Here is a 22,994-nt window from a genome sequence, read left to right on the forward strand (position 1 = left end):
ATCAGTAACCCGCCTTCTGCCGCTGACGACGGATGTGCGTCGGCATTTCCGCGTAGACTCCTTCGAAGATGTCGCGCACCGAGGGCTTGCCACCGGCGTGGAGCGTGCCGTGGCTTTCCGCCTCCTTCTGTGCCTGGATCACCTCGTCCATGATTTCGGATTCGGCCTGCGCATGTCGCTCGACCGACCAGCAGCCACGGGTGATCAGGTGCTTCTTCAGACGCAGGACCGGGTCGCCGAGCGGCCAGGCCTCCGACTCGGCCTTGGGCCGGTAGGCACTCGGGTCGTCCGAAGTCGAATGGGCACCGACACGATAGGTGACGTATTCAATGAGCGTGGGTCCGAGATTGCGGCGGGCCCGCTCGGCCGCCCAGCGCGCGACCGCATGGACCGCGAGGTAGTCATTGCCGTCGACGCGGAGCGACGGGATGCCGAAACCGAGGCCGCGGGCCGCGAACGTCCCGGCGCCACCACGGGCGATGCCCTGGAACGTCGAGATCGCCCACTGGTTGTTGACGATGTTGAGAATAACCGGCGCCTTGTAGGTGGAGGCGAAGACCAGCGCCGAATGGAAATCGGACTCCGCCGTCGAACCGTCACCGATCCAGGCCGCCGCAATCCGCGTGTCGTTCTTGATGGCCGACGCCATGGCCCAGCCGACCGCCTGGACGAACTGCGTAGCGAGATTGCCGGACACCGTGAAGAAGCCGTGTTCCTTCGACGAATACATGATCGGCAGCTGGCGGCCGCGTAGCGGATCCTTCTCGTTCGAAAAGATCTGGTTCATCATGTCGACCATCGGGTAGCCGTCGGCGATCAGCAGTCCCGCCTGGCGATAGGTCGGGAAATTCATGTCGCCCTTCGCCAGCGCCTTGCGGAAGGCGCAGCTCACCGCCTCCTCCCCGAGATGCTGCATATAGAACGAGGTTTTGCCCTGGCGCTGCGCCATAAGCATGCGAGCGTCGAACGCTCTGAGGCGCATCATGTCCTTGAGGCCGGCGAGCAGTTCCTCATCCGATAGCAGACCCGCCCAGGGACCGACCGCCTCTCCTTCCCGGTTGAGCACCCGGATGATGGAAAAGGCGAGGTCGCGGATCGTCTCCGGTGCGACATCGACTTCCGGCCGCGGAACCGAGCCCGCCTTCGGGATCTTGACGTTCGAGAAATCGGGCTGGTCGCCGGGCCGGACCTCCGGCTCGGGTACATGCAGGCTAAGACGAACCGTCTCGTTCATGCCTTTCTCCTCCTTGTCGGCTCGACACCATCCGTCCTCCGGGAAGGTAGAGCCGGAAACATTATAGACCGCGTGCAATCACGATGCGCTGCACATCGCTCGTTCCCTCATAGATCTGGCAGATCCGGACATCGCGGTAGATGCGTTCGACCGGATAATCGGACATGTAGCCGTAACCGCCATGGATCTGGATCGCATCGGAGCAAATTTTTTCCGCCATTTCCGAGGCGAATAGCTTTGCCATTGAGGCCTCTGTGAGGCACGGCTCGCCCCGCTCCTTCAGGAGTGCAGCGTGCAGGGTCAGCTGGCGCGCCGCCGCAATCTTCGTCGCCATGTCGGCAAGCCGGAAGGAAACGGCCTGATGCTCGATGATCGGCTGCCCGAAAGCAGTCCTTTCCCGCGCATAGTCCCGCGCCGCCTCGAAGGCCGCACGCGCCATGCCGACCGACTGGGCCGCGATCCCGATGCGCCCGCCTTCGAGATTGGCAAGCGCGATCCGGTATCCTTCTCCCTCCTCCCCGAGCCGGAATTCTGCCGGCACCCGCATATCGTTGAAGGCGATCTGACAGGTATCGGAGGAATGAAGTCCAAGCTTGTTCTCGACACGGACTACTTCATAGCCCGGCGTGTCGGTCGGGACGATGAAGGCGGAAATTCCCTTCTTTCCGAGTTCCGGATCGGTCACCGCGAAGACGATGACGACCTGCCCGTTCTTGCCCGAGGTGATGAACTGTTTTGCACCGTTCAGTACGTAGTGATCGCCGTCGCGGCGAGCACGGGTGCGAAGATTCGAAGCGTCCGAGCCAGCCTGCGGCTCGGTGAGTGCGAAACCGCCGATCCATTCGCCGGAGGCGAGTTTCGGCAGGAAGCGTTCCTTCTGTGCTTCGGTGCCGAATTTGAGAATGGGCACGCAGCCCACAGAACTGTGCACGCTCATGATCGTGGAGCATGGCCCGTCGCCGGCCGCGATTTCCTCGAGTGCTGCGGCATAGGCGACGACGCCCGTATCCGATCCGCCGTAGGTCTCGGGCACCAGCATGCCGAGGAAACCGAGCTCGCCCATTTCCTTCAGCTCCTGCTTCGGGAAGGCATGGTCGACATCGCGCTGGGCCGCGCCCGGCGCCAGCCTTTCGCGGGCGAAGTCGCGCGCCATGTCGCGGATCTGTTGCTGTTCCTCGGTCAGTATCATTCCGGCTCCTCCCAGCGCCCTCAGTGTCGTTGCACGGCGATCGCGGTCGCTTCGCCGCCGCCGATGCAGACAGCGGCCATGCCGCGCCGCAGGTCATAGCGCTCCAGCGCGGCGAGCAGGGTTACGATAATGCGTGCTCCCGACGCACCGATCGGATGCCCGAGTGCGCAGGCTCCGCCATGGACGTTCACCTTCTCACGGGGCAGGCCGAGTTCATGCATCGCCGCCATGGGAACCACCGCGAAAGCCTCGTTGATCTCGAAGAGGTCGACATCCTTGAGATCCCAGCCAGTGCGTGCGGCCAGTTTGCGCAGGGCATCGACCGGCGCCGTCGGAAAGAGATGCGGCGCCTGTGAATGGGTAGCATGGCCGATGATGGTCGCGAGCGGGGTCCGGCCCTCCCGCTCGGCCTGCGACCGGCGCATGAGGACGAGCGCCGCGGCACCGTCCGAGATCGAACTGGAATTCGCGGCCGTCACCGTCCCTCCTTCGCGGAAGGCGGGACGCAACGTCGGTATCTTGTCGAGTCTCGCTTTTCCCGGCTGCTCGTCGATGCTCACGGTAACGTCCGTCTTGCCGCTGCCGATCGTCACCGGCGTGATCTCTGCCTCGAAATCCCCGCCAGCGATCGCCTTTTGCGCTCGCGTCAGCGATGCGACGGCATAAGCGTCCTGGGCGTCGCGGGCAAAGCCATAGGCTTCCGCGCAGTCTTCCGCGAACGTGCCCATCAGCCGGCCGTTGTCGTAAGCGTCTTCGAGGCCGTCGAGGAACATATGATCGATGACGCGGCCATGCCCCAGTCGATAACCACCGCGCGCACGATCGAGCAGGTACGGCGCATTGGTCATGCTCTCCATGCCGCCGGCCACCGCGACCGTGGCGCTGCCGGCGAGCAGGAGGTCATGGGCCAGCATTGTAGCCTTCATGCCGGAGCCGCACATCTTGTTGACGGTCGTTGCGCCCGTCGAGACGGAAAGCCCCGCCCCGATCGACGCCTGACGGGCCGGCGCCTGCCCCAGACCGGCGGCGAGAACGCAGCCGAATACCACTTCATCGATTTCATCGGCACCGACGCCGGATCGGGCAAGTGCCGCGCGGATGGCGGCCGCGCCGAGATCCGGAGCCGTCGCGCGCGACAGCACACCCTGAAAGCCGCCCATGGCCGTGCGCGCCGCACCGACGATGACAACCGGGTCCTGAGGTATTCCCTGCATCTCCTGCATCACTGCTCCTTCAACGCGCACCCATGCGCAAAGCTCCGTCGAGACGGATCACCGTTCCGTTGAGCATCCTGTTCTCGCAAATGTGGCGGACAAGACCGGCATACTCCTCGGGACGGCCGAGGCGGGACGGAAAAGGTACGCTCTTGCCGAGCGAATCCTGAACCTCTTGCGGCATGCCCGCCATCATCGGCGTCTCGAAGATGCCGGGCGCGATCGAAACGACGCGGATGCCGTAACGCGCAAGCTCGCGGGCGATCGGCAGGGTCATCCCGACGACACCGCCTTTCGAAGCGGAATACGCGGCCTGGCCGATTTGCCCTTCGAAAGCGGCGACCGATGCCGTGTTGACGATCACGCCACGCTCGCCGTCTTCGTTCGGCTCCTCCCTGGAGATTGCGGCGGCCGCAAGACGGATCATGTTGAACGTGCCGACGAGATTGATGCTGATTGCCCGCGTGAAGACATCCAGCCGATGCGGACCGTCGCGACCGATCACCTTCTCGCCGGGGGCGATGCCGGCACAGTTCACCAGGCCGTGGAGGTGTCCGAAGGCCTCCGTTGCGGCTCGAACGGCGGCCGCCGCGTCGTCCTCCGACGTGACGTCGGTTCGCACGAAGCGGACGCTGTTTCCGAATTCCGCGGTGACCTTCTCACCGACCTCGGCATTGACGTCAGCAACGACTGCCCGCGCTCCGGCGGCGGTGAGCGAGTGCACCACGGCAAGACCGAGGCCCGAAGCACCGCCAGTCACGACGAAGACCTTGCCTTCGATCAGCACGGGAAAACTCCCGCTTTCGTGGAACGCACGACCGTGATCGTTCGATACGCCATCCCGTCCTCCTTCGCCGCATTCCGCATGCAAACCAGCTCCTTCGCCGATCCTTGTTGCCGGACTCTATGCGGACACTATATTGCAAGCGATGACCAAAGCGGCCAGATTTTTTGGACAGTTTTACCATATCAGGAGAAGCGAATGGCCGAGCCGGACAGACGGATGATTTCGCCTTCCTTCATCGAGGAAGCGCTCGATTGCCTGCGTCGGCCCGGCAAGCCGACCGCACCGGTTCTGGCGTCGGTGGGACTGCCGCCCGTGGTCGACGCTCCGGTCTCGGCCGAGATCTACGGCGCGCTCTGGCTTGCCGTCGCGGCCGAAGTCGACGACGAGTTCTTCGGCATGGGTGCCCGGCCGATGCGCAACGGCAGTTTCACGCTTCTCTGCCATTGCGTGCTGCACGCGCCGACGCTGGAACACGCCCTGCGGCGGGCACTGCGCTTCCTGAACGTGATCCTGGAGGATCCCTCCGGCCGACTTGAGATCAGCGAGGGCCTCGCGGAGATCGTGCTCGAGGACAAGATGGGGCCACGCTCGGCCTTTGCATACCGCACCTACTGGATTCTGCTGCACGGCATCGCTTGCTGGCTGGTCGGCCGGCGCATTCCGATCCGCAGGGTCGATTTCCGCTGCGCCGAGCCGCAGCAGGGTGCGGACTACCGGTTGTTCTTCGGCGCTCCGGTCCGTTTCGGGCAGCCGGTCAGCCGGCTCTCCTTCGACCGACAACTGCTCCGTCTGCCGATCGCGCGGACGGAACAGGCGTTGAAGCAGTTCCTCCGGGGGGCGCCCGCCAACATCCTGGTGCGCTACCGATACGACGCGGGCCTGGCGGCGGGCATCCGGCGCCGGTTGCAGCAGACCCCACCGACGAGCTGGGGCAGCTTTGAGGACATTGCGGCGCAACTGCGCATGTCGCCATCGACCCTGCGCCACCGTCTTCAGGCCGAGGGACGGAGCTTTGCCGGCATAAAGGATGAGATCAGGCGGGAGCGGGCCATGGAACTGCTGCTGACGAGCCGAGACAGCGTCGGAGAGATCGCCGCCCAGCTCGGCTTTTCCGAGCCGAGCGCCTTTCACCGCGCCTTCCGCAAGTGGACCTCCAGGAGCCCCGGCGTCTTCCGCCGTGAAGCTGCGGCGGCGCGCGTGCTAGACGTCGGACACCAGCGCCGCTCGCCAATGACCGAGATAGGAGCCGACATCGAGTGACGGCGAAATGACGGTCGGGTGTCGCGCCTGTGGCCTCACCCCGGCAAGCACGGCGGCTCCGAGCGCGGTGCCGCTCGTTCCGGCGTCCGTGTCGACCGTCACATCGCGCCCGGTCATGGACGCCAGCGCGGCGAGGAAGACGCTGTTCCGACTCATCGGTCCTTCAACGATGATCGGGCCTGCAGCCTTCACGAGGTCGAGACATGTGACCGTCATCATCGCCACATAGAGCGAGACGGCGGCTACCCGCTCGGCGTCCGAAGCAGGCTCGCCGATCCACCGTACCGTGCGGTCCGGGAAAGGTCCTGATCCGTCCACGGCATTGGGCAGAACCATCACACCCTTGGTGATCACCGCACGGGCGGCCAACTCCACCGCTTTCGGTGACGGTTCAGCCGCGCCTTGCGTGAGGATCTCGAATTCGCGACCGCCCATGAAGCGGGCCGATGGCACGGGCCGCGCGAAGGCATCGACATTCGACAGCGTGTCACGCGCCGGATCGAGCCCCGCTGGGTCACTCCCCACCGCGAAGCAGATGACCCAGGTGCCCGTCGACACCACCGAGAAAGGCGGCTGCCTTCCGATGAGATGTGGCAGCAGCGATGCATTGGAATCGTGGATGCCGCAATAGACGGGAACGATCGCATTGAGGCCGATCACTCGGCGGACCTCCGGCAGCACCGGGCCAAGCACGTCGAAGGCCGACCGGACCGGCGCCATCAACGTCCTTATCTCGAGCCTGTCGACGAGAGACGAATAAACGCCCTGCCCCGGATTCCAGAGGTCGGTGTGACAGCCGAGCGAGGTTACCTCGTTCGCAACGACACCCGTCAGGCGGAAGGCCCAGTATTGCGGATAGGTGAGGATCGTCCGGACCCGCGCGAATGCTTCGGGAAAGACAGTCTTCTGATAGTGAAGTTGGGCTCCGAGATTGAGGCCGACCGGAAGCGCCGGCGAACAGGTCTCGGGAAAGGCAGGCCGCAAGGCGGCGTAGTCCGAAACGACGTCGGCCGGATAGCCGTGTTCGTAATCGAGAACCGGCATGGCGAGCCGCCCGTCAGCGTCGAGGAGCGCGGCGCTCGCCCCATGCGTGGTGATCGAGATCGCATCGTAGCCGGGCGCCTCGGCGAATGAAGCGAGAGCGGACAGGATGAACGACCACAAGGCCTCGACGTCGTAGTGGGGATAGGGAGGACCGGCAACCACGCCGTTCGCAGTCCTGCGGATCGCGATCTCGGCACCGGTCTCTCCGTCGAGGACCACCACCTTGGCATTGGTCTTGCCGATGTCGATGACGGCGACGCGCCGCGGACGAGACGCGTTCATGGCAGGTGGAAGACGTTGACCAGATCGACGGCGACGGGCGAATTGTCGGGATTGCTTTCCATGATGTCGGCCATATGCGCCCACCAGCGCCTCATCACCGGATGCTCCGGCAGGCTCGCCATCGTGTGGTCCTTCGGGCGGCTGAGAACGCCGAACAGGATGTTGGTCTCGCGGTCGAGATGGATCGTGTAGTCGCGAACGCCCGCCTCGTGCAGCAGATCCACCAGGTCCGGCCAGATCTCGTCATGGCGCTTCCTGTATTCCGCCTCCATGCCGGGATGGAGTTTCATCTTGAAGGCGTGTCTTTCGAGTTCACTCATCGTGCCGCCCTCGCATTGCGGATGCGTCGGCCGATGATCGGCAGCGCGATTGTGACGATCAAGAGCAGGCCGATGAAGATCGACATGACGATGCCGGGCACGTTGAGCAGGCCGAGGCCGAAAGTGACGAGACCCATGACGAAGGCGGCGATCACCACGCCGGCGATCGTGCCGGCACCGCCGAGGATCGACACCCCGCCGAGCACCACCATGGTCACCACCTCAAGTTCCCAGCCCTGCGCGATCGACGGCCGCGTCGAGCCGAGCCGCGAGGTGAGGCAGACGGCGGCAATGCCGCTCGTCAGGCCGGTGAGCAGGAAGAGGATGAACTTCACTCGCTCGACCGGAATGCCGGAGAAGCGCGCGGCCAGCGGATTGTTGCCGATCACATAGACCTGCCGGCCGAAATTGGTGGCGTGCAGCAGCACGGCGAACAGCCCGGCCATGACGAGGAAGAGCACAAATTCGAAGGAGAATACCCAGAAGACGTAGCCCTGCCCGAAGAAGGCGAAATCGGCCGGGTATTTGCCATAGGCCTGATCGCCGAGCACGATATAGGAAATGCCGCGAAACAGGCTCATCGTGCCGATGGTCACGACAATCGACGGCAGTTTCAGCCCCGCCACCAGGATGCCGTTGAAGGCGCCGCAGGCGAGACCGGTGCCGATGCCGATCACCACCAGCCCCGGCGCGCCGATGCCCATCTGCGCGGCATAGCCCATGGCGGTGGAGGCGAGCGCAATGATCGCGGCGACCGAGAGATCGATCTCGCCGGCGATGATCAGGAGCGCCATGGCAAAGGCAATCATCGCCTTTTCGGTGAAGTTGAAAGTGGCGTCCGACAGGTTCCAGGCGTCGAGGAAATAGGGCGAGGCCAGCGAATTGGCGATGAAGATCACCACCGCCACGCCGAACAGCAGCAATTCCCAACTCGCCAGCAGCCGCTTGAACGGCGTGCCCAACCGGTCGGGGATCTGCCGCCGGGTGGTCGTGGTTTCGGAAGTCGCGGTGCTCATGCGGTCACCTCCTGGCTGTCCTTGGCTGCGCGGTCGCGCAGGATGATGCGGCCCTTCTTGGCCTCGGCCCGGGCGTTGAAGACGACGGCGAGCACGATGACGACGCCGGAGATCGCCATCTGGGCGAAAGGCGAGATGCCGATGACCGGCAAGGCGTTCTTGATCACGCCAAGGAACAGCGCGCCGAGCACGGTGCCGATCACCGAGCCGATGCCGCCGGCGATCGATACGCCACCGATGACATTGGCAGCCACGCTGTCGAGTTCGAAGCCGGCGGCGATATCGACATAGGCCACCGCATAGCGCGACACCCAAAGATAGCCCGACAGACCGGCGAGCGCGCCCGACAGCACGAAGGCGAGGAAGCGGGCGCGGCCGACATCGATGCCGGCATAGACCGCTGCCGTCGGATTGCCGCCCGCCGCATAGGTCGAGCGGCCGAACGGCGTGCGGGTGAGCACGAACCAGATGAGGAAGACGATGGCGATCGCCGCCCAGGACAGTATCGGCATGCCCAGCACGCTGATACGCGGCAGGCCGAGGAAGTCCGGCGTCATCTGGTGCGCGTTGACCCAGCTGCCGCCCGAGAGCACGAAGGCCATGCCGCGATAGATGGTGAGCGTGCCGAGCGTGACTACGATCGGCGGGATCTGCAGGAGCCAGACGAGAAAGCCGTTGATCGCGCCGAGGGCCGCGCCGATGCCGATCGCGATCACGATCAGCAGCGCCAGCGGCAGGCCGGGATAAGCGGCATCCAGCATGGCAACCGCCATGCCGGTAAAGGCAAGGTTGGCGGCGACCGAAAGATCGATCGACTTGGTCAGGATGACGGTCATCTGGCCGAGCGCCAGGATGATCAGGATCGAGGTGTCGTTGAAGATCGTCGCCAGATTGCCCGGCGTGGCGAAATTCGACGCCCGCGTCGAGAAGCCGGCGATCATCACGACGATGATCAGCGCCAGCAGGATTTCGCGGTTCTTGAGAAGCCGTTGCATGTCGAATGTCCTTAGCGGTTGCCGGTGGCGGCGCGCACCAGCGTCTCGGCGGTCAGGCCGTCGCGGTCGTAGAGCCCGGCCATCAGTCCTTCGTGCATCACCAGCACGCGGTCGGACATGCCGAGGATTTCCGGCAGTTCGGACGAGATCATGATGATCGACAGCCCCTCGCCCGCGAGTTCCGAGATGAAGCCGTGCACGGCGGCCTTGGAGCCGATGTCGATGCCCTTGGTCGGCTCGTCAAGAATGATGACCTTCGGCTGCGTGGCGAGCCATTTGCCAATCACCACCTTCTGCTGGTTGCCGCCCGACAGCGTGCCGACCGGCACCGAGAGTGCGGCGGCGCGCAGGTCGAGCCGCTCGGCATATTTGCGGGCGAGCGACAGTTCGTTGACCACCTTGAGGAAACCGCGCGCGGACGTGCGCGCCAGCGACGGCAGCGACATGTTCTGGTAGATCGGCATTTCGAGCGCCAGGCCATGGCGGCCGCGCTCTTCCGGCACGTAGACGATCCCGGCAGCGATCGCGTCGGCGGGGGTGCGGATCGATATCTCCCGGCCCTCGAGCGACAGCCGGCCGGAGGCCGGCGCGGTGATGCCAAACAGCGACTGGCAGAGTTCGGAGCGCCCGGCGCCGATCAGGCCGTAGACGCCGAGGATCTCGCCCTTTTTCAGGTCGAAGGAAATGTCGCGGAATTCGGTGTCGTGGCAATAGCCATCGACCGCAAGCACCGTTCCGCCGATGTTAGCGGGCACCTTGGGGAAGACGTCATGCACGTCGCGGCCGACCATCAGCCGGACGATCTCGTCCTGCGGCGTGGCTTTCAGCGCACCGGAACCGACCATCTTGCCGTCGCGGAACACGGCGTAGTTTTCGGCGATTTCATAGACCTCGTCGAACTTGTGGCTGATGAACAGGATCGCCTTGCCCTGGCGCTTCAGCCCCTCGACGATGCGGAACAGGTCGTCGATCTCCTTGCGCGACAGGGCCGCCGTCGGCTCGTCCATGATGACGATGCGGGCCTCCACCGACAGCGCCCGGGCGATCGCGACCAGATGGCGCTGGGCGATCGACAGATCCTTCAACCGGATGGTCGGGTCGATGCTGCTTTCCAGCTCGGCCAGCAGCTGGCGGGCGCGCTGGTTGATGGTCTTCCAGTCGATCAGGCCGAACCGCGTGCGCGGCGCATGGCCGAGAAAGATGTTTTCGCCGACGGTCAGTTCGTCGAACAGCACGGTTTCCTGGTGGATCGCGGTGACGCCGGCATCGATCGCGTCTTGGGCATTGGCAAAGGCGATCGGCCGGCCGTCGATCAGGATCTCGCCCTCGTTCGGCCGGTAGATCCCGGTCAGGATCTTGACCAGCGTCGACTTGCCGGCGCCGTTCTCGCCGATCAGGGCCGTCACCTTGCCCGGGTAGAGCGCGATGTTCACGCCATCGAGCGCCTTCACCCCCGGAAAGATCTGCGAAATGCCGCGCATTTCGAGAATGGGCGTGTCGGCGGCCAATGGCGCGGTATCGAGAGGTCTGGCTTGAACGGTCATGGTCCGGCTTTGCTTCAAAACCCCTCCCCACCCTCCCCACAAGGGGGAGAGCTTAACCCGGCCGCTACGTCGAAGCTCAATTCGGGCAAGACTGTTGCGGCAAGGTTTCTCCCCCCTTGTGGGGGAGATGGCCGGCAGGCCAGAGGGGGACTTGGTTCACTCAATCAGCGAGTTTCAGCAGATCAGAAGATCTTCGAGAACTCGTCGATGTTGGACGAGTTGTAGACGAAGGGATCGGCCATGGCCGCTTCGCCATTGTCGCCGACCTTGATCTTGCCCATGCGGCCGGCTTCGATTTCCGAGCCCGGCGCGCCGTCGGTGTCGCCCTTGACCAAGTGATAGGCGATCTGGGTGGCCGAGTAACCGAGGTCGATCGGGTTCCAGATGGCGAATTCCTTGGTGGCACCCGACTTGATGGCGCCGGCCATTTCGGACGGCAGGCCAAGGCCGGTCACGTAGACCTCACCGATCTTGCCGGCATCCTTGACGGCCTGCGAGGCGGCGAGAACGCCGACGGTCGTCGGAGCGACGATGACCTTGACGTTCGGCGAGGAGGACAGAAGGCCGTTGGCTTCGCGGTAGCTCTTGTCGGCCAGGTCGTCGCCGTAGACGGTCGTGGTCAGGTTGAGGCCCGGGAAGTCCTTGAGCTGCTTCTTCATTTCCTCGATCCAGATGTTCTGGTTGGTCGAGGTCGTGGTAGCCGAGAGGATGGCGAAGTCGCCCTTGCCGCCTTCGAGATGGTTGGCCGCGAGCTGCAGGCACATCTTGCCGATCAGTTCGTTGGACGACGGGTTGAGGTGCATGATGCGGCCTTCGGCGGCAACGCCCGAATCCCACGAGATAACCTTGATGCCGCGCTGGGCGGCCTTCTTCAGCGCCGGAACGACGGCGTCCGGATCGTTGGCCGAAATCGCGATGGCGTCGACGCCCTGGGCGATCAGCGAATTGATGACTTCGATCTGGCCTTCGGCCGTGGTCGTCGTCGGGCCGGTATAGATGATCTCGACGCCGCCGAGTTCCTTGGCGGCTTCCTCGGCGCCCTTGTTGGCGGCCTCGAAGAAGCCGTTGCCGAGCGACTTGACCACGAGTGCGATCTTCATGTCGGCCGCGTTGGCACCGGATGCCAATGCCATGGCGGCAAAAGCCACACCGGCGAGCAGTGTCTTGGACAGTTTCATTTGGTCTTCCTCCCAGGTTGATGGACTGCTTTGAACTCCCCACGCGGCCGGATCACATCATGCGACCGACGTGGTATCCTCCTTCTCGGCCGAAGCCATCGGCTTGACCGTAATGAGCTTGATGCCGGCGTCGGTGACCATGGCGGCCGCCTCGTCGGGAATTTTGTCGTCTGTGATGATCGTCGAGACGTTGTCGAGCGAACACAGGATCAGGCTGGAGCGCTTCGCGAACTTGCTCGAATCGACCATCACGATCAGTTCCTCCGCCTGCCGCATGAGCTTCTGTTCGCTCTGGATGACGAGCGCATCGGATTCCATGACGCCGAGCGCACTGATGCCCTGCGCGCCGATAAATATCCGCCGTGCATAGAAATTGCGGATCGCGTCGTTGTCGAAGGGCGACAGGATCAGGCTCTGGTCGCGATAGATCGCCCCGCCCGGCACCGAAACGGTGCACTTGGAATGCTTCACCAGGTGCTCGGCGATGGCGAAGGAATTGGTCATGACCTGCAGGCGGCGCGCCGACATGAAATGCACCATCTGGAAGGTCGTCGTACCCCCGTTGATGATGATCGAGTCGCCTTCCTCACACAGATCGACCGCGGCGCGCGAAATTGCGCGTTTCTTGTCGATATTGACCGATTCCGAAACGCGGAACGGTCGCGCGGCGAGATTTCCAAGCTGCGGCGGATGCACTGCCTCGGCCCCGCCACGAACCCGACGGAGCTTTCCCTGCACGTGAAGCGACGCGATATCCCGGCGGATCGTGGCCTCGGAAGCCTCGGTCAGCTCGGCGATATCCTGCACGGTGATGACCGGCTTTTCCTGGATCGCGCTTAATATGATGCGATGACGTTCGCGTTCGTGCATGGGCTCCTCCTGAGCGTGATTTATCCGGATTGTTTTTATGCTGTCAATCACAAACGATCAAAAAAGATAATGTTGCGCCGCACAATGCATGTTTATGATCGAAATTGATTGACAACTGTCGCCAGGATGCGCGATACCGTCGACCAGAAGGAGATGGGCCGCCTTTGCGCGCCGCCCATGAATCGACATGCACAGGGAGGAAGCAATGACGGGCCAAACCCGCCTTCTCGAAAACCGTTGGGACGACGCTTACGCTGCAAAGCTCGACGAGCCCGGCAAGCTGCTCTACCGGTCCAATCTCTTGGGCGCCGACAAGCGCATCACCAATTACGGTGGCGGCAACACCTCGGCAAAGGTCATGGAAACCGATCCGCTGACCGGCGAGAAGGTTCGCGTCATGTGGGTCAAGGGGTCCGGCGGCGATGTCGGGACGATCAAGCTCGACGGTTTCTCCACCCTCTACATGGACAAGCTCGAAGCGCTGAAGACGCTCTACAAGGGCGTCGAGGACGAGGACCGCATGGTCGGCTTCCTGCCCCACTGCACCTTCAACCTCAACCCGCGCGCCGCCTCCATCGACACACCGCTGCATGGTTTCGTGCCGTTTACCCATGTCGACCACATGCATCCCGACGCGATCATCGCGATCGCCGCCTCGAGGAACTCGAAGGAACTGACGAGCCAGATCTTCGGCGACGAGATCGGCTGGCTGCCCTGGCGCCGCCCCGGTTTCCAGCTCGGGCTCGACCTCGAAGCGTTCGTGAAGGCCAACCCGACCGCCAAGGGCGTGGTGCTGGAAAGCCACGGCCTGTTCACCTGGGCAAACGACGCCAAGGACTGCTACCTGCTGACGCTCGAGATCATCAACAAGGCGATCGAGTGGTTCGCGAAGGAAACCGAAGGCAAGACGATCTTCGGCGGCGCAGTCGCAAAGAGCCTGCCGGAAGCCGAACGTCGCGCGATCGCCGCAAGACTCATGCCGGAAATCCGCGGCCGTATCGGCAAGACCGAACGCAAGCTCGGCCACTTCGATGACCAGGCGGCCGTGCTCGAATTCGTCAACTCCAGGGATCTTCAGGCGCTGGGAAGCCTCGGCACCTCCTGCCCCGACCACTTCCTGCGCACCAAGATCCGCCCGCTGATCGTCGATTTCGATCCGGCGAAGCCCGATGCCGATGCGGTGATCGCCGGCCTCGACAAGGCGCTGGAAGACTACCGCGCCGACTACACGCGCTACTATGAGAGCTGCAAGCACGACAACTCGCCGAAGATGCGCGACCCCAACCCGGTCATCTTCCTGGTCCCCGGCGTCGGCATGCTGTCCTTTGCCAAGGACAAGGCGACCGCCCGCATCGCCGGCGAGTTCTACGTCAACGCCATCAACGTGATGAAGGGCGCCTCGACCGTCTCCGAGTATCAGGGCCTGCCCGAACAGGAAGCCTTCGACATCGAATACTGGCTGCTCGAGGAAGCCAAGCTTCAGCGCATGCCGAAACCGAAGTCGCTGGCCGGCCGGGTGGCCTTCGTCACCGGCGGCGCCGGCGGCATCGGCCGCGCCACTGCCGAACGGCTGATGGCGGAGGGCGCCTGCGTGGTGCTGGCCGACATCGACGCCGGGGCACTCGCCGACACCATGACCGATTTCGCCAAGCGCTACGGCGGTGACAGCGTTCGCTCCGTCACGCTTGACGTTACGAAGGAAGGGGCCGTCGCCTCCACCTTTGCCGAAGCCTGTGTCGAGTTCGGCGGCGTCGACATTCTCGTCTCCAATGCCGGCATCGCCTCTTCGGCGCCTGTCGAGGACACGACGCTTGCGATGTGGAACAAGAACATCGACATCCTGGCGACCGGCTACTTCCTCGTCTCGCGCGAGGCCTTCCGCCTCTTCCGTCGCCAGGCGATCGGCGGCAACATCGTCTTCGTCGCCTCGAAGAACGGCCTTGCCTCCTCACCGAACGCGTCCGCCTATTGCACGGCGAAAGCCGCCGAGATTCACCTCGCCCGCTGCCTGGCACTCGAAGGTGCGGACGCTGGAATCCGCGTCAACACGGTGAACCCGGACGCAGTCCTGCGTGGTTCGAAGATCTGGAACGGCGAATGGCGCGAGCAGCGCGCTGCTTCCTCCAAGATCGAAGTCTCGGAGCTCGAGGAGCACTACCGCAAGCGCTCGATGCTGAAGCTCAACGTCTTTCCAGAAGACATCGCCGAGGCCATCTACTTCCTCGCATCCGACTCGTCTGCCAAGTCGACCGGCAATATCATCAACGTGGACGCGGGCAACGCCCAGAGCTTTACGCGCTGAGATCACGAAGTCTGCTCGTCGCCGGTATCTCCCAAGACCGGCGACGGGCTTCTTTTCGGGAGGAGGACAATGATGACGGAACTGAAGATTTCGCAGGGGTTCATAGCCGGTGAAAACGAAAAGCGCGCCGACGCCCACAGGGCCGACTACGCCGCGCTCGGCGAAAAACTCGCACGCAGCAACATCGACATAGACGCGATCACAGCAAAGGTGGCGGACTTCTTCGTCGCAGTTCCCTCCTGGGGCGTCGGCACCGGCGGCACACGCTTCGCCCGTTTCCCCGGCCCCGGCGAACCGCGCCACATCTTCGACAAGCTGGAGGACTGCTCGGTCATCAACGAACTGACCCGCGCCACGCCGACGGTGTCGCTGCATATCCCGTGGGACAAGGCGGACCCGAAGGAACTGAAGGCAAAGGGCGACGCCCTCGGTCTCGGCTTCGACGCGATGAACTCCAACACCTTCTCGGACACGTCCGACCAGGCGCATTCCTACAAGTTCGGCTCGCTCAGCCACGTGGATGCGGCAACCCGCCGGCAAGCCGTCGACCACAACATCGAATGCATAGAAATCGGCAGGGCGATCGGATCAAAAGCGCTCACCGTGTGGATCGGCGACGGCTCGAATTTCCCCGGCCAAGCGAACTTTACGCGCCAGTTCGAACGCTATCTCGCCGCCATGGGCGATATCTACAAGGCTCTGCCGGACGACTGGCGCCTCTTCACCGAACATAAGATGTATGAGCCCGCCTTCTATTCGACGGTCGTGCAGGACTGGGGGACGAACTACCTGATCGCCCAGACGCTCGGGGAGAAAGCCTTCTGCCTCGTCGATCTCGGCCATCATGCACCGAACACCAACATCGAGATGATCGTTGCGCGCCTCATTCAGTTCGGCAAGCTAGGCGGCTTCCACTTCAATGATTCGAAATACGGTGACGACGACCTCGATGCCGGTTCGGTCGAACCCTACCGCCTCTTCCTCGTCTTCAACGAACTGGTCGACGCCGAAGATCGCGGTGTCAGGGGCTTCCACCCGGCCCACATGATCGACCAGAGCCACAATGTCACCGACCCGATCGAAAGCCTGATCTCGAGCGCCAACGAAATCCGTCGCGCTTACGCCCAGGCCCTGCTTGTGGACCGTGCGACGCTGCAAGGGTACCAGAACGACAATGATGCGCTGATGGCATCGGAGACGCTCAAGCGTGCCTATCGCACGGATGTGGAACCTATACTCGCAGAAGCCCGTCGCCGTCACGGCGGCGCGATCGATCCCGTGGCCACGTATCGCGCCAGCGGCTATCGGGCCAAGGTCGCAGCCGAACGGCCGGCGACCAAGGGCGGTTCCGGCGGTATCGTCTGATCCCGCACCAACGGCACGGCAAAACGTCGATGCGCCGCGCTCCGGCTCCCACCGGAGCGCGTTTGCATGCGTATCAGATGATCATCCGGTTATCCCGCCGCCTTCCGCCGGACGCGAGCGAAAGCCGGTGTGGCTCGGCCGCCGCACCTCGCAATTTGCCGATCCTGCAACAGGGGAAAGAGCACTCGTCGACAGGCTCCGGCAAGACCTGGTTAACCTTTATTTTTTAGTAAGATTGCCAGTGTCCGTTGTTCGCGTTCGAGAGATGTGCAGGTAGCCATGCGTTTCAGCCGTTCGAATTTCTCAAGCTTTACCAGCAACTTGGAAGAGGAACGGAAGGGGGCGGAGGCCGGAGGCGAAGAACCGCGCAGGCCGGCGGCGATTCCGGCGGACCCGCAGACAGCGGCCTCGGGCGACACGGCGCGCAACACCGATTCGATTGCCGCGAGCGAGATCGAAGGCCGCGGCGACGCCCCGATCTGGCAGAGGGCCTTTGTACTCGGACCGAACGTCCGCTTCACCCGCACACCCGATACGGCGCTGCCGAAGCGGGCCGCGCCGGCGGCCGCAAGCGCACCTCGTCCCGTGCCTGAACCTCCGGTTGCCGTTCCAGCCGCGCCGGACAGCCTGCCATCCATGCCGACGAAAAACGCCGAGCGCATAATAGCGCGGCCGGAATTCCTGCCGCAGCCGCCCGATGCCGCCGGCGCACGCGCCCTCAGCTATCGGCTCCGTCGCGAACTCGCGCGAAGCAGGCAAACCGAGGAAACATCCACCGAGACCGCAGCAACGCGCGAGGACCTGCCGGCCGCTGCCGCGATCACACAAGCAGCAACGACAACTGCCGTCACACACCTCGAGGCTGCACAGAATGACACGGCAGAACAACTGATGGCGCCGGCGGTACCTTTCCCCTCGCCGGCCGACGCTCGATCCTTGCCGCTCACGGCATTCATCTCCGATCACGTCTTCTGGGAGGCAATGACGGAAGCAAGCGACGAGGCGGAGAGTACCGATCGCCTGCTTCAGGTTACCCCACCCGTGGCGGCTGTCATTCCCGCGCCGGCCACCATTCCGGCCCCGGTCGCCATGGCCCCGGCAGCGGTGAAGATGCCGGTCCTCGCACCGCCAGCCGCAGATGAGGACCGGTCGGTCACGTCGCTCTACCGGGAGGTCGGCCTTCACCGGATCAGCCAAGCCCACGCGGGTGCTGTCACCGTTGCCGACGCGGTACCGGTATTTTCGACGACGCCTGAAGAAGCGGCCGTTCCGCCGGCAACGGAGAATACCGCCGAACAGCCCACGATCCGTGATCGCACGGCGAGTGCCCGAATCGTATTGGAAGGGGAATACGATTTTCCTTCGATCGATCTCCTGCAACTGCCGCAGTCTCAGGAGACACACATCCTCTCGCCCGAAGCGCTGGAACAGAGCGCCGGTCTCCTGGAAAGCGTTCTCGAGGACTTCGGAATCAAGGGCGAGATCATCGACGTTCGCCCGGGACCGGTGGTCACGCTCTACGAGTTCGAGCCCGCACCCGGCGTCAAGTCTTCGCGCGTCATCGGTCTTTCCGACGACATTGCCCGCTCGATGTCCGCGCTCTCCGCCCGCGTCGCCGTGGTGCCTGGCCGCAACGTGATCGGCATCGAACTGCCGAACCCTGTCCGTGAGACCGTCTACTTCCGCGAACTCATCGAATCGCGGGACTATACCGAGACCCGCTTCCAGCTGCCGGTCTGCCTCGGCAAGACCATCGGCGGGGAACCCGTCATCGCCGAGCTCGCGAAGATGCCGCACCTGCTCGTTGCCGGCACGACCGGTTCGGGCAAGTCCGTCGCCATCAACACGATGATCCTGTCGCTGCTCTATCGGCTCAAGCCGGAAGAATGCCGCCTGATCATGGTCGATCCGAAGATGCTCGAACTCTCCGTCTATGACGGCATTCCGCATCTCCTGACCCCCGTCGTCACCGATCCGAAAAAGGCGGTGATGGCACTCAAATGGGCCGTGCGTGAGATGGAAGACCGCTATCGCAAGATGTCGCGCCTCGGCGTGCGCAACATCGACGGCTACAACGGTCGCGCCGCCGCAGCCCGCGCCAAGGGCGAGACCATCCTCTGCACGATCCAGACGGGCTTCGACCGGTCGACAGGCGAGGCGGTCTACGAGCAGGAGGAAATGGACCTTTCCCCGATGCCGTACATCGTTGTCATCGTCGACGAGATGGCAGATCTCATGATGGTCGCCGGCAAGGAGATCGAAGGCGCGATCCAAAGGCTGGCGCAGATGGCCCGCGCGGCGGGCATCCACCTGATCATGGCGACGCAGCGCCCATCGGTCGACGTCATTACCGGCACGATCAAGGCGAATTTCCCGACACGCATCTCTTTCCAGGTGACCTCCAAGATCGACAGCCGCACGATTCTCGGCGAACAGGGGGCCGAACATCTGCTCGGCCAGGGCGACATGCTGCACATGATGGGCGGCGGTCGCATCGCGCGCGTGCACGGGCCGTTCGTCTCCGACCACGAGGTGGAGAAGGTGGTGGCACACCTGAAGACGCAAGGACGGCCCGACTACCTCGGCACGGTCACGGAAGAGGCGGAGGAGAACGAAACCGAAGAGGAGGAAGCCGTCTTCGACCGCTCCGCCATGGGCGAGGAGGATGCAAGCGATCTCTACGAAAAGGCGGTGAAGATCGTCATGCGCGACAAGAAATGCTCGACCTCCTACATCCAGCGCAAGCTCTCGATCGGCTACAACCGGGCGGCATCCCTCGTGGAACGCATGGAGCAGGAGGGGCTCGTCGGCCCCGCCAACCACGTCGGGAAGCGTGCAATCATCGCAGACTCCTCTGACAGGGCGGACGGTGTCGTCTAACGGGAACGGTCGAGAAAAGCGGCCATGTCCCGGTATGACCTGCCCCTGAGAATTTCCTCCAGAATGGATTAGAGTCCGGCCCATTGAGGACGGATGCATGAAGAAGCAGAGATTTACGGAAGAGCAGATTATTTTGGTGCTGAAGGAGCAGGAGGCGGGCGCGAAGGTGGCCGACTTGTGCCGCAAGCACGGGATTTCAGACGCGACCTTTTATAACTGGAAAGCCAAATACGGCGGCATGGAAGTCTCCGAGGCGAAGCGACTGAAGGCGCTCGAAGAGGAGAATGCCAAGCTGAAGAAACTGCTGGCCGAACAGATGCTGGATGTGGCCGCACTCCGCGAGCTTCTCGCAAAAAAATGGTAGGGCCTGCCGCCAAGCGTGACGCCGTTGCGCATCTGAGGGACATTATAGGTCTTTCGGAACGGCGGGCCTGCCAGATTGTGTCGGCTGATCGCAAGATGATCCGCTATCGGTCCTGCCGACCGCCGGAGGTCGAATTGCGAACGAAGCTGCGCGATCTGGCCAATGAGCGGCGGCGTTTCGGATACAGACAACTGTTCATTTTGCTTCGGCGTGATGGAGAGCTGTCCGGCGTCAACCGCATCTACCGGCTGTATCGGGAGGAAGGCCTTTCCGTTCGCAAGCGCAAAGCCAGACGGCGTGCCGTGGGTACGCGTGCGCCGATCCTGGTCGAAGCCAAGGCTAATGCCCGCTGGTCTCTGGATTTTGTCCACGACCAGTTCGCCTGCGGACGACGATTTCGGGTGCTCAATATCGTCGATGATGTGACACGTGAATGTCTGGCGGCAATCCCCTGCGCCAGAGTACGGTGATAATTGCCGCTAGCTTCAAAGCCGACGACGATTGGTCGTGCCATGGAGGCGAGTTCCTCAACCAAGCGGTCATAGTCATCTTTGGTCGCCATCACCGTCCTACGCCGGCGCCGCCCACCCTCGGGCCGCTCGATGAGAACCTCCTGACGGTGCTTCGACATATCGATCGCTACCAGCACGGCGCTTGTGGGAGTAGAAAGATATTTGGTCATGGCTTGTCGCCTCCAAAGTGTTGTCTCGACAACTTCACTTTAGAGACCTGTCGACTGGCCATGACCACCCAGGACGGCGCGCTGCGCTACGCATGGCTTCGCGCGCCGTCGGCCATGTCAGAGCAAGATTCCCGATGTGCTATGGCACTGAACTCACCTCGAATGCCATCCTGGCGTGGGCAAAGGATCACAAGGTCGAGTGGCACTACATCGTGCCGGGAAGACCGATGCAGAACGGCTATGTCGAGAGTTTCAACGGAAGAATGCGCGACGAGTTGCTCAACGAGAGCCTGTTCTTCGGCCTCGACCATGCGCGCAGCGCCATTGCGGAATGGGCGGACGACTACAATCATTTCCGGCCGCACTCATCGCTCGGATATCAGACCCCGGCAGACTATGCCGGGATCATCGCCGCAACCGGCTCCAACGCTGCGCAATATGGAAGCTTCGCGTTTCCGCCGGTTGCTCACACCGCGCCTATTGGCGTATCAAAAACCGCCGAGGCTCTAATCGCAGCCGGATGAAAGTTCAGTGGCAGGTCACCGCCTCGCAGATGGGGTTTGATCCAACTGACTGCATTGTCATTGAGGATTCGGTTACGGGCGTGATAGCCGCAAGACGCGCTGGAATGGAGGTTATCGGCTTCGTTGGAGGGGGACATGCTTATGAAACCCTCCAGACGCGCCTCACAGATGCAGGCGCGGTCTACGTTTGCACTTCAATGGCCAAAATTGGCTATTTGATCACGGCGGGAAACGCATCTTGCGTCCATCCCTAGAAGACGACGTTTTGGGACAATCTGCCAGAGTTTCGCGACAAGGAAGAATCTTGAAATGGACGATTATGATTTATCGATAATATCGACGGTTGATTTGATAAACGGCGCATCCATTGCCCTCACGGCATGCCCAGGACGAAGAGGTAATTATCAAGAATCGCTGGACAGAATACGCGCATGGAATCCGACAGTGATTTTGTCTCTTATCGAGGACTCAGAATTTCCATTTAGCATGACAGAATTTCGTAATGACCTGTCAAATATGGGAATATCATGGATTCGATTTCCCATAGAAAATTATAATATTCCGACAAATAAGCATGAATGGACGCTAACTAGCGGAAAAATTCATAATATAATAAATAATAGTGGACGGGTTATTATACGTTGTTGGGGCGGTCTTGGCCGATCCGGCATGGTTGCCGCAAGATTGCTGACAGAAAGGGGTAAAACGGCTGACTGGCCTGCTGCCGGTTTTTCGGACACCGAGTTAAGCTAATCCGACCTTGTTTTCAAATTCCATCGGGCTGAGATAGCCCAGTGTCGAATGCCGACCCATCGTCGCCGTCATGCGCAGGATGATCATCATCCTCAATGCCAGGATGCGAGACTATCGAGCAACGGTGCTTGAAACTTAACACCGTTGCTTTCTTTTGGAGTATCGACGATCACAGAAGGGAGCCTCACCCCATCGTGACTTCTCGTCAGAAGGTTGAGCGGGTATTGCTGGCGTGTAACTATTTTTGGATGTCGGCGACAAGAGCGCCAAGCGCGACATCCTCAGGAGTAAGCAGGTTCGACGGATGACCTCGACTGTATTCGCCCGCTGTGCTCTGGTCTTCATGACCGTTGCCTGTACATCCGCCCAGGCCCAGGACGGTAACACGCCGCGAGGCGTCATCGAGCTCTTCACCTCGCAGGGCTGCAGTTCTTGTCCGCCGGCCGACAGGGCGTTCGAAAGGCTTGCGCAGATGAGCGATGTCGTGGCGCTCGCCTATCACGTCGACTACTGGAACTACATCGGTTGGAACGACACGCTGGCCACGCCGGAGAATACAGGTCGCCAGTATGCTTATGCCCGCAGTCTGGGTCGTAGCGGCGTCTATACTCCGCAGGCCATTCTCAACGGTCGCGACCACCTGAAAGGCACCGACGCGGATGAGGTCACCCTCAAGCTGGACCGAATGCGACGGGAAGGGTACGGACTTTCTGTGCCCGTTAGCGCGACGCGCAAAAACGACGAGCTGACAATCACGGTCGGGCATGGCCGTGGCAAGGCAGACGTCGTCATCGTCTATTTCCGCCGCAAAGAGGTCGTCGATGTTCTGAAAGGCGAGAATATCGGCAAGGAGGTTGCGTACTGGAACAGCGTCACCGACGTCCAGACCGTTGGGATGTGGGACGGAAGCGAACTCCACCTCGTGTTGCCGGCAAAAGTCATGGCGAAGGACGGGAACGATGGTTGCGCCGTCCTGCTTCAGACGTCCAGTGCGAAGGGAGAGCCGTCCGCGATTCTCGGCGCGACGATGATCATCGGCAAGGACGGAGCGTAACCCCTGAGGGGCGGTCCGGCCCAGAAGCATTGGGGGGCTGGGGGTAAGGGGTCAATGCAACAGACCGGACCTTTGGCGCGTCGCGCCAACTCAGTGACGCCAGCTTCGGTCGCAAATGGGGCACTGTTTTGACCAAA

18 protein-coding genes and 1 pseudogene are annotated in these 22,994 nt (G+C 62.6%); 8 read left to right on the forward strand and 11 right to left on the reverse strand.

Features of this window, described 5'->3' with window-relative positions; all coding sequences use genetic code 11:
- Position 1 precedes the first annotated feature (1 nt).
- The 4 genes from NHF53_RS21155 to NHF53_RS21170 form a co-directional block, all read right to left on the reverse strand.
- Entirely contained in the window at positions 2–1,234 is a 1,233-nt protein-coding gene (locus tag NHF53_RS21155) for a 3-methyl-2-oxobutanoate dehydrogenase (2-methylpropanoyl-transferring) subunit alpha (protein WP_112690893.1), read from the reverse strand.
- A gap of 61 nt (positions 1,235–1,295) precedes the next feature.
- On the reverse strand, positions 1,296–2,423 hold the full coding sequence (locus NHF53_RS21160) for an acyl-CoA dehydrogenase family protein (protein WP_114364803.1): 1,128 nt from the start codon (positions 2,421–2,423) through the stop codon (positions 1,296–1,298).
- 20 nt (positions 2,424–2,443) lie between these two features.
- A complete protein-coding gene (locus NHF53_RS21165) occupies positions 2,444–3,646 on the reverse strand; it encodes an acetyl-CoA C-acyltransferase (RefSeq protein ID WP_374591240.1) in 1,203 nt (400 codons plus the stop codon).
- 10 nt (positions 3,647–3,656) lie between these two features.
- The gene (locus NHF53_RS21170) at positions 3,657–4,424 is read right to left on the reverse strand and encodes a 3-hydroxyacyl-CoA dehydrogenase (RefSeq protein ID WP_252835903.1); all 768 of its coding nucleotides are present in this window, start codon (positions 4,422–4,424) and stop codon (positions 3,657–3,659) included.
- A 195-nt stretch (positions 4,425–4,619) separates the two neighbouring features.
- Between NHF53_RS21170 and NHF53_RS21175 the strand changes: the two genes are divergently transcribed.
- Positions 4,620–5,684 (forward strand): AraC family transcriptional regulator, encoded by a 1,065-nt coding sequence (locus NHF53_RS21175; protein WP_252835904.1) that lies wholly within the window; start codon positions 4,620–4,622, stop codon positions 5,682–5,684.
- Here the strand turns inward: NHF53_RS21175 and NHF53_RS21180 are convergent.
- The 7 genes from NHF53_RS21180 to NHF53_RS21210 form a co-directional block, all read right to left on the reverse strand.
- Positions 5,625–7,010 carry an FGGY-family carbohydrate kinase gene (locus NHF53_RS21180; RefSeq protein WP_252835905.1) on the reverse strand — a complete coding sequence of 462 codons (1,386 nt, stop codon included), beginning with the start codon at positions 7,008–7,010 and terminating at the stop codon, positions 5,625–5,627. The genes NHF53_RS21175 and NHF53_RS21180 overlap by 60 nt on opposite strands.
- Entirely contained in the window at positions 7,007–7,330 is a 324-nt protein-coding gene (gene rhaM, locus NHF53_RS21185; protein WP_252835906.1) for an L-rhamnose mutarotase, read from the reverse strand. Before rhaM ends, NHF53_RS21180 begins: the two co-directional genes overlap by 4 nt.
- Positions 7,327–8,346, reverse strand: coding sequence for an ABC transporter permease (locus NHF53_RS21190; protein WP_252835907.1), 1,020 nt, complete (start codon positions 8,344–8,346; stop codon positions 7,327–7,329). The genes rhaM and NHF53_RS21190 overlap by 4 nt, the downstream gene beginning before the upstream one ends.
- Complete coding sequence (locus NHF53_RS21195; protein WP_252835908.1) at positions 8,343–9,341, reverse strand: ABC transporter permease; 999 nt, start codon at positions 9,339–9,341, stop codon at positions 8,343–8,345. Before NHF53_RS21195 ends, NHF53_RS21190 begins: the two co-directional genes overlap by 4 nt.
- 11 nt (positions 9,342–9,352) lie before the next feature.
- Entirely contained in the window at positions 9,353–10,885 is a 1,533-nt protein-coding gene (locus NHF53_RS21200) for a sugar ABC transporter ATP-binding protein (RefSeq protein ID WP_252835909.1), read from the reverse strand.
- Between the two features lie 182 nt (positions 10,886–11,067).
- The gene (rhaS, locus tag NHF53_RS21205; RefSeq protein ID WP_252835910.1) at positions 11,068–12,063 is read right to left on the reverse strand and encodes a rhamnose ABC transporter substrate-binding protein; all 996 of its coding nucleotides are present in this window, start codon (positions 12,061–12,063) and stop codon (positions 11,068–11,070) included.
- Between the two features lie 57 nt (positions 12,064–12,120).
- Positions 12,121–12,933, reverse strand: coding sequence for a DeoR/GlpR family DNA-binding transcription regulator (locus tag NHF53_RS21210; RefSeq protein ID WP_114364812.1), 813 nt, complete (start codon positions 12,931–12,933; stop codon positions 12,121–12,123).
- A gap of 205 nt (positions 12,934–13,138) precedes the next feature.
- Here NHF53_RS21210 and NHF53_RS21215 point away from each other — a divergent pair, with 205 nt between their 5' ends.
- From NHF53_RS21215 to NHF53_RS21250, 7 genes and pseudogenes are all read left to right on the forward strand, one after another.
- Positions 13,139–15,235 carry a bifunctional rhamnulose-1-phosphate aldolase/short-chain dehydrogenase gene (locus NHF53_RS21215; protein ID WP_252835911.1) on the forward strand — a complete coding sequence of 699 codons (2,097 nt, stop codon included), beginning with the start codon at positions 13,139–13,141 and terminating at the stop codon, positions 15,233–15,235.
- Between the two features lie 72 nt (positions 15,236–15,307).
- Positions 15,308–16,600, forward strand: coding sequence for an L-rhamnose catabolism isomerase (gene rhaI, locus NHF53_RS21220; protein WP_252835912.1), 1,293 nt, complete (start codon positions 15,308–15,310; stop codon positions 16,598–16,600).
- 279 nt (positions 16,601–16,879) lie between these two features.
- The gene (locus NHF53_RS21225; protein ID WP_252835913.1) at positions 16,880–19,480 is read left to right on the forward strand and encodes a DNA translocase FtsK; all 2,601 of its coding nucleotides are present in this window, start codon (positions 16,880–16,882) and stop codon (positions 19,478–19,480) included.
- A gap of 97 nt (positions 19,481–19,577) precedes the next feature.
- Positions 19,578–21,050, forward strand: a pseudogene (locus NHF53_RS24340) (IS3 family transposase).
- Positions 21,047–21,304, forward strand: a complete 258-nt coding sequence (locus tag NHF53_RS21240; protein ID WP_256481286.1) for an HAD family phosphatase — start codon at positions 21,047–21,049, stop codon at positions 21,302–21,304. The pseudogene NHF53_RS24340 and the gene NHF53_RS21240 overlap by 4 nt, the downstream one beginning before the upstream one ends.
- 55 nt (positions 21,305–21,359) lie before the next feature.
- Positions 21,360–21,803: a hypothetical protein gene (locus NHF53_RS21245; protein ID WP_252835914.1), complete on the forward strand. Its 444-nt coding sequence runs from the start codon at positions 21,360–21,362 to the stop codon at positions 21,801–21,803.
- Between the two features lie 343 nt (positions 21,804–22,146).
- Positions 22,147–22,857 carry a thioredoxin family protein gene (locus tag NHF53_RS21250; protein ID WP_252836039.1) on the forward strand — a complete coding sequence of 237 codons (711 nt, stop codon included), beginning with the start codon at positions 22,147–22,149 and terminating at the stop codon, positions 22,855–22,857.
- Positions 22,858–22,994: the final 137 nt, after the last annotated feature.

This window comes from Ciceribacter sp. RN22 (genome assembly GCF_024054295.1).
GTDB classification, from domain to species: domain Bacteria; phylum Pseudomonadota; class Alphaproteobacteria; order Rhizobiales; family Rhizobiaceae; genus Allorhizobium; species Allorhizobium lividum.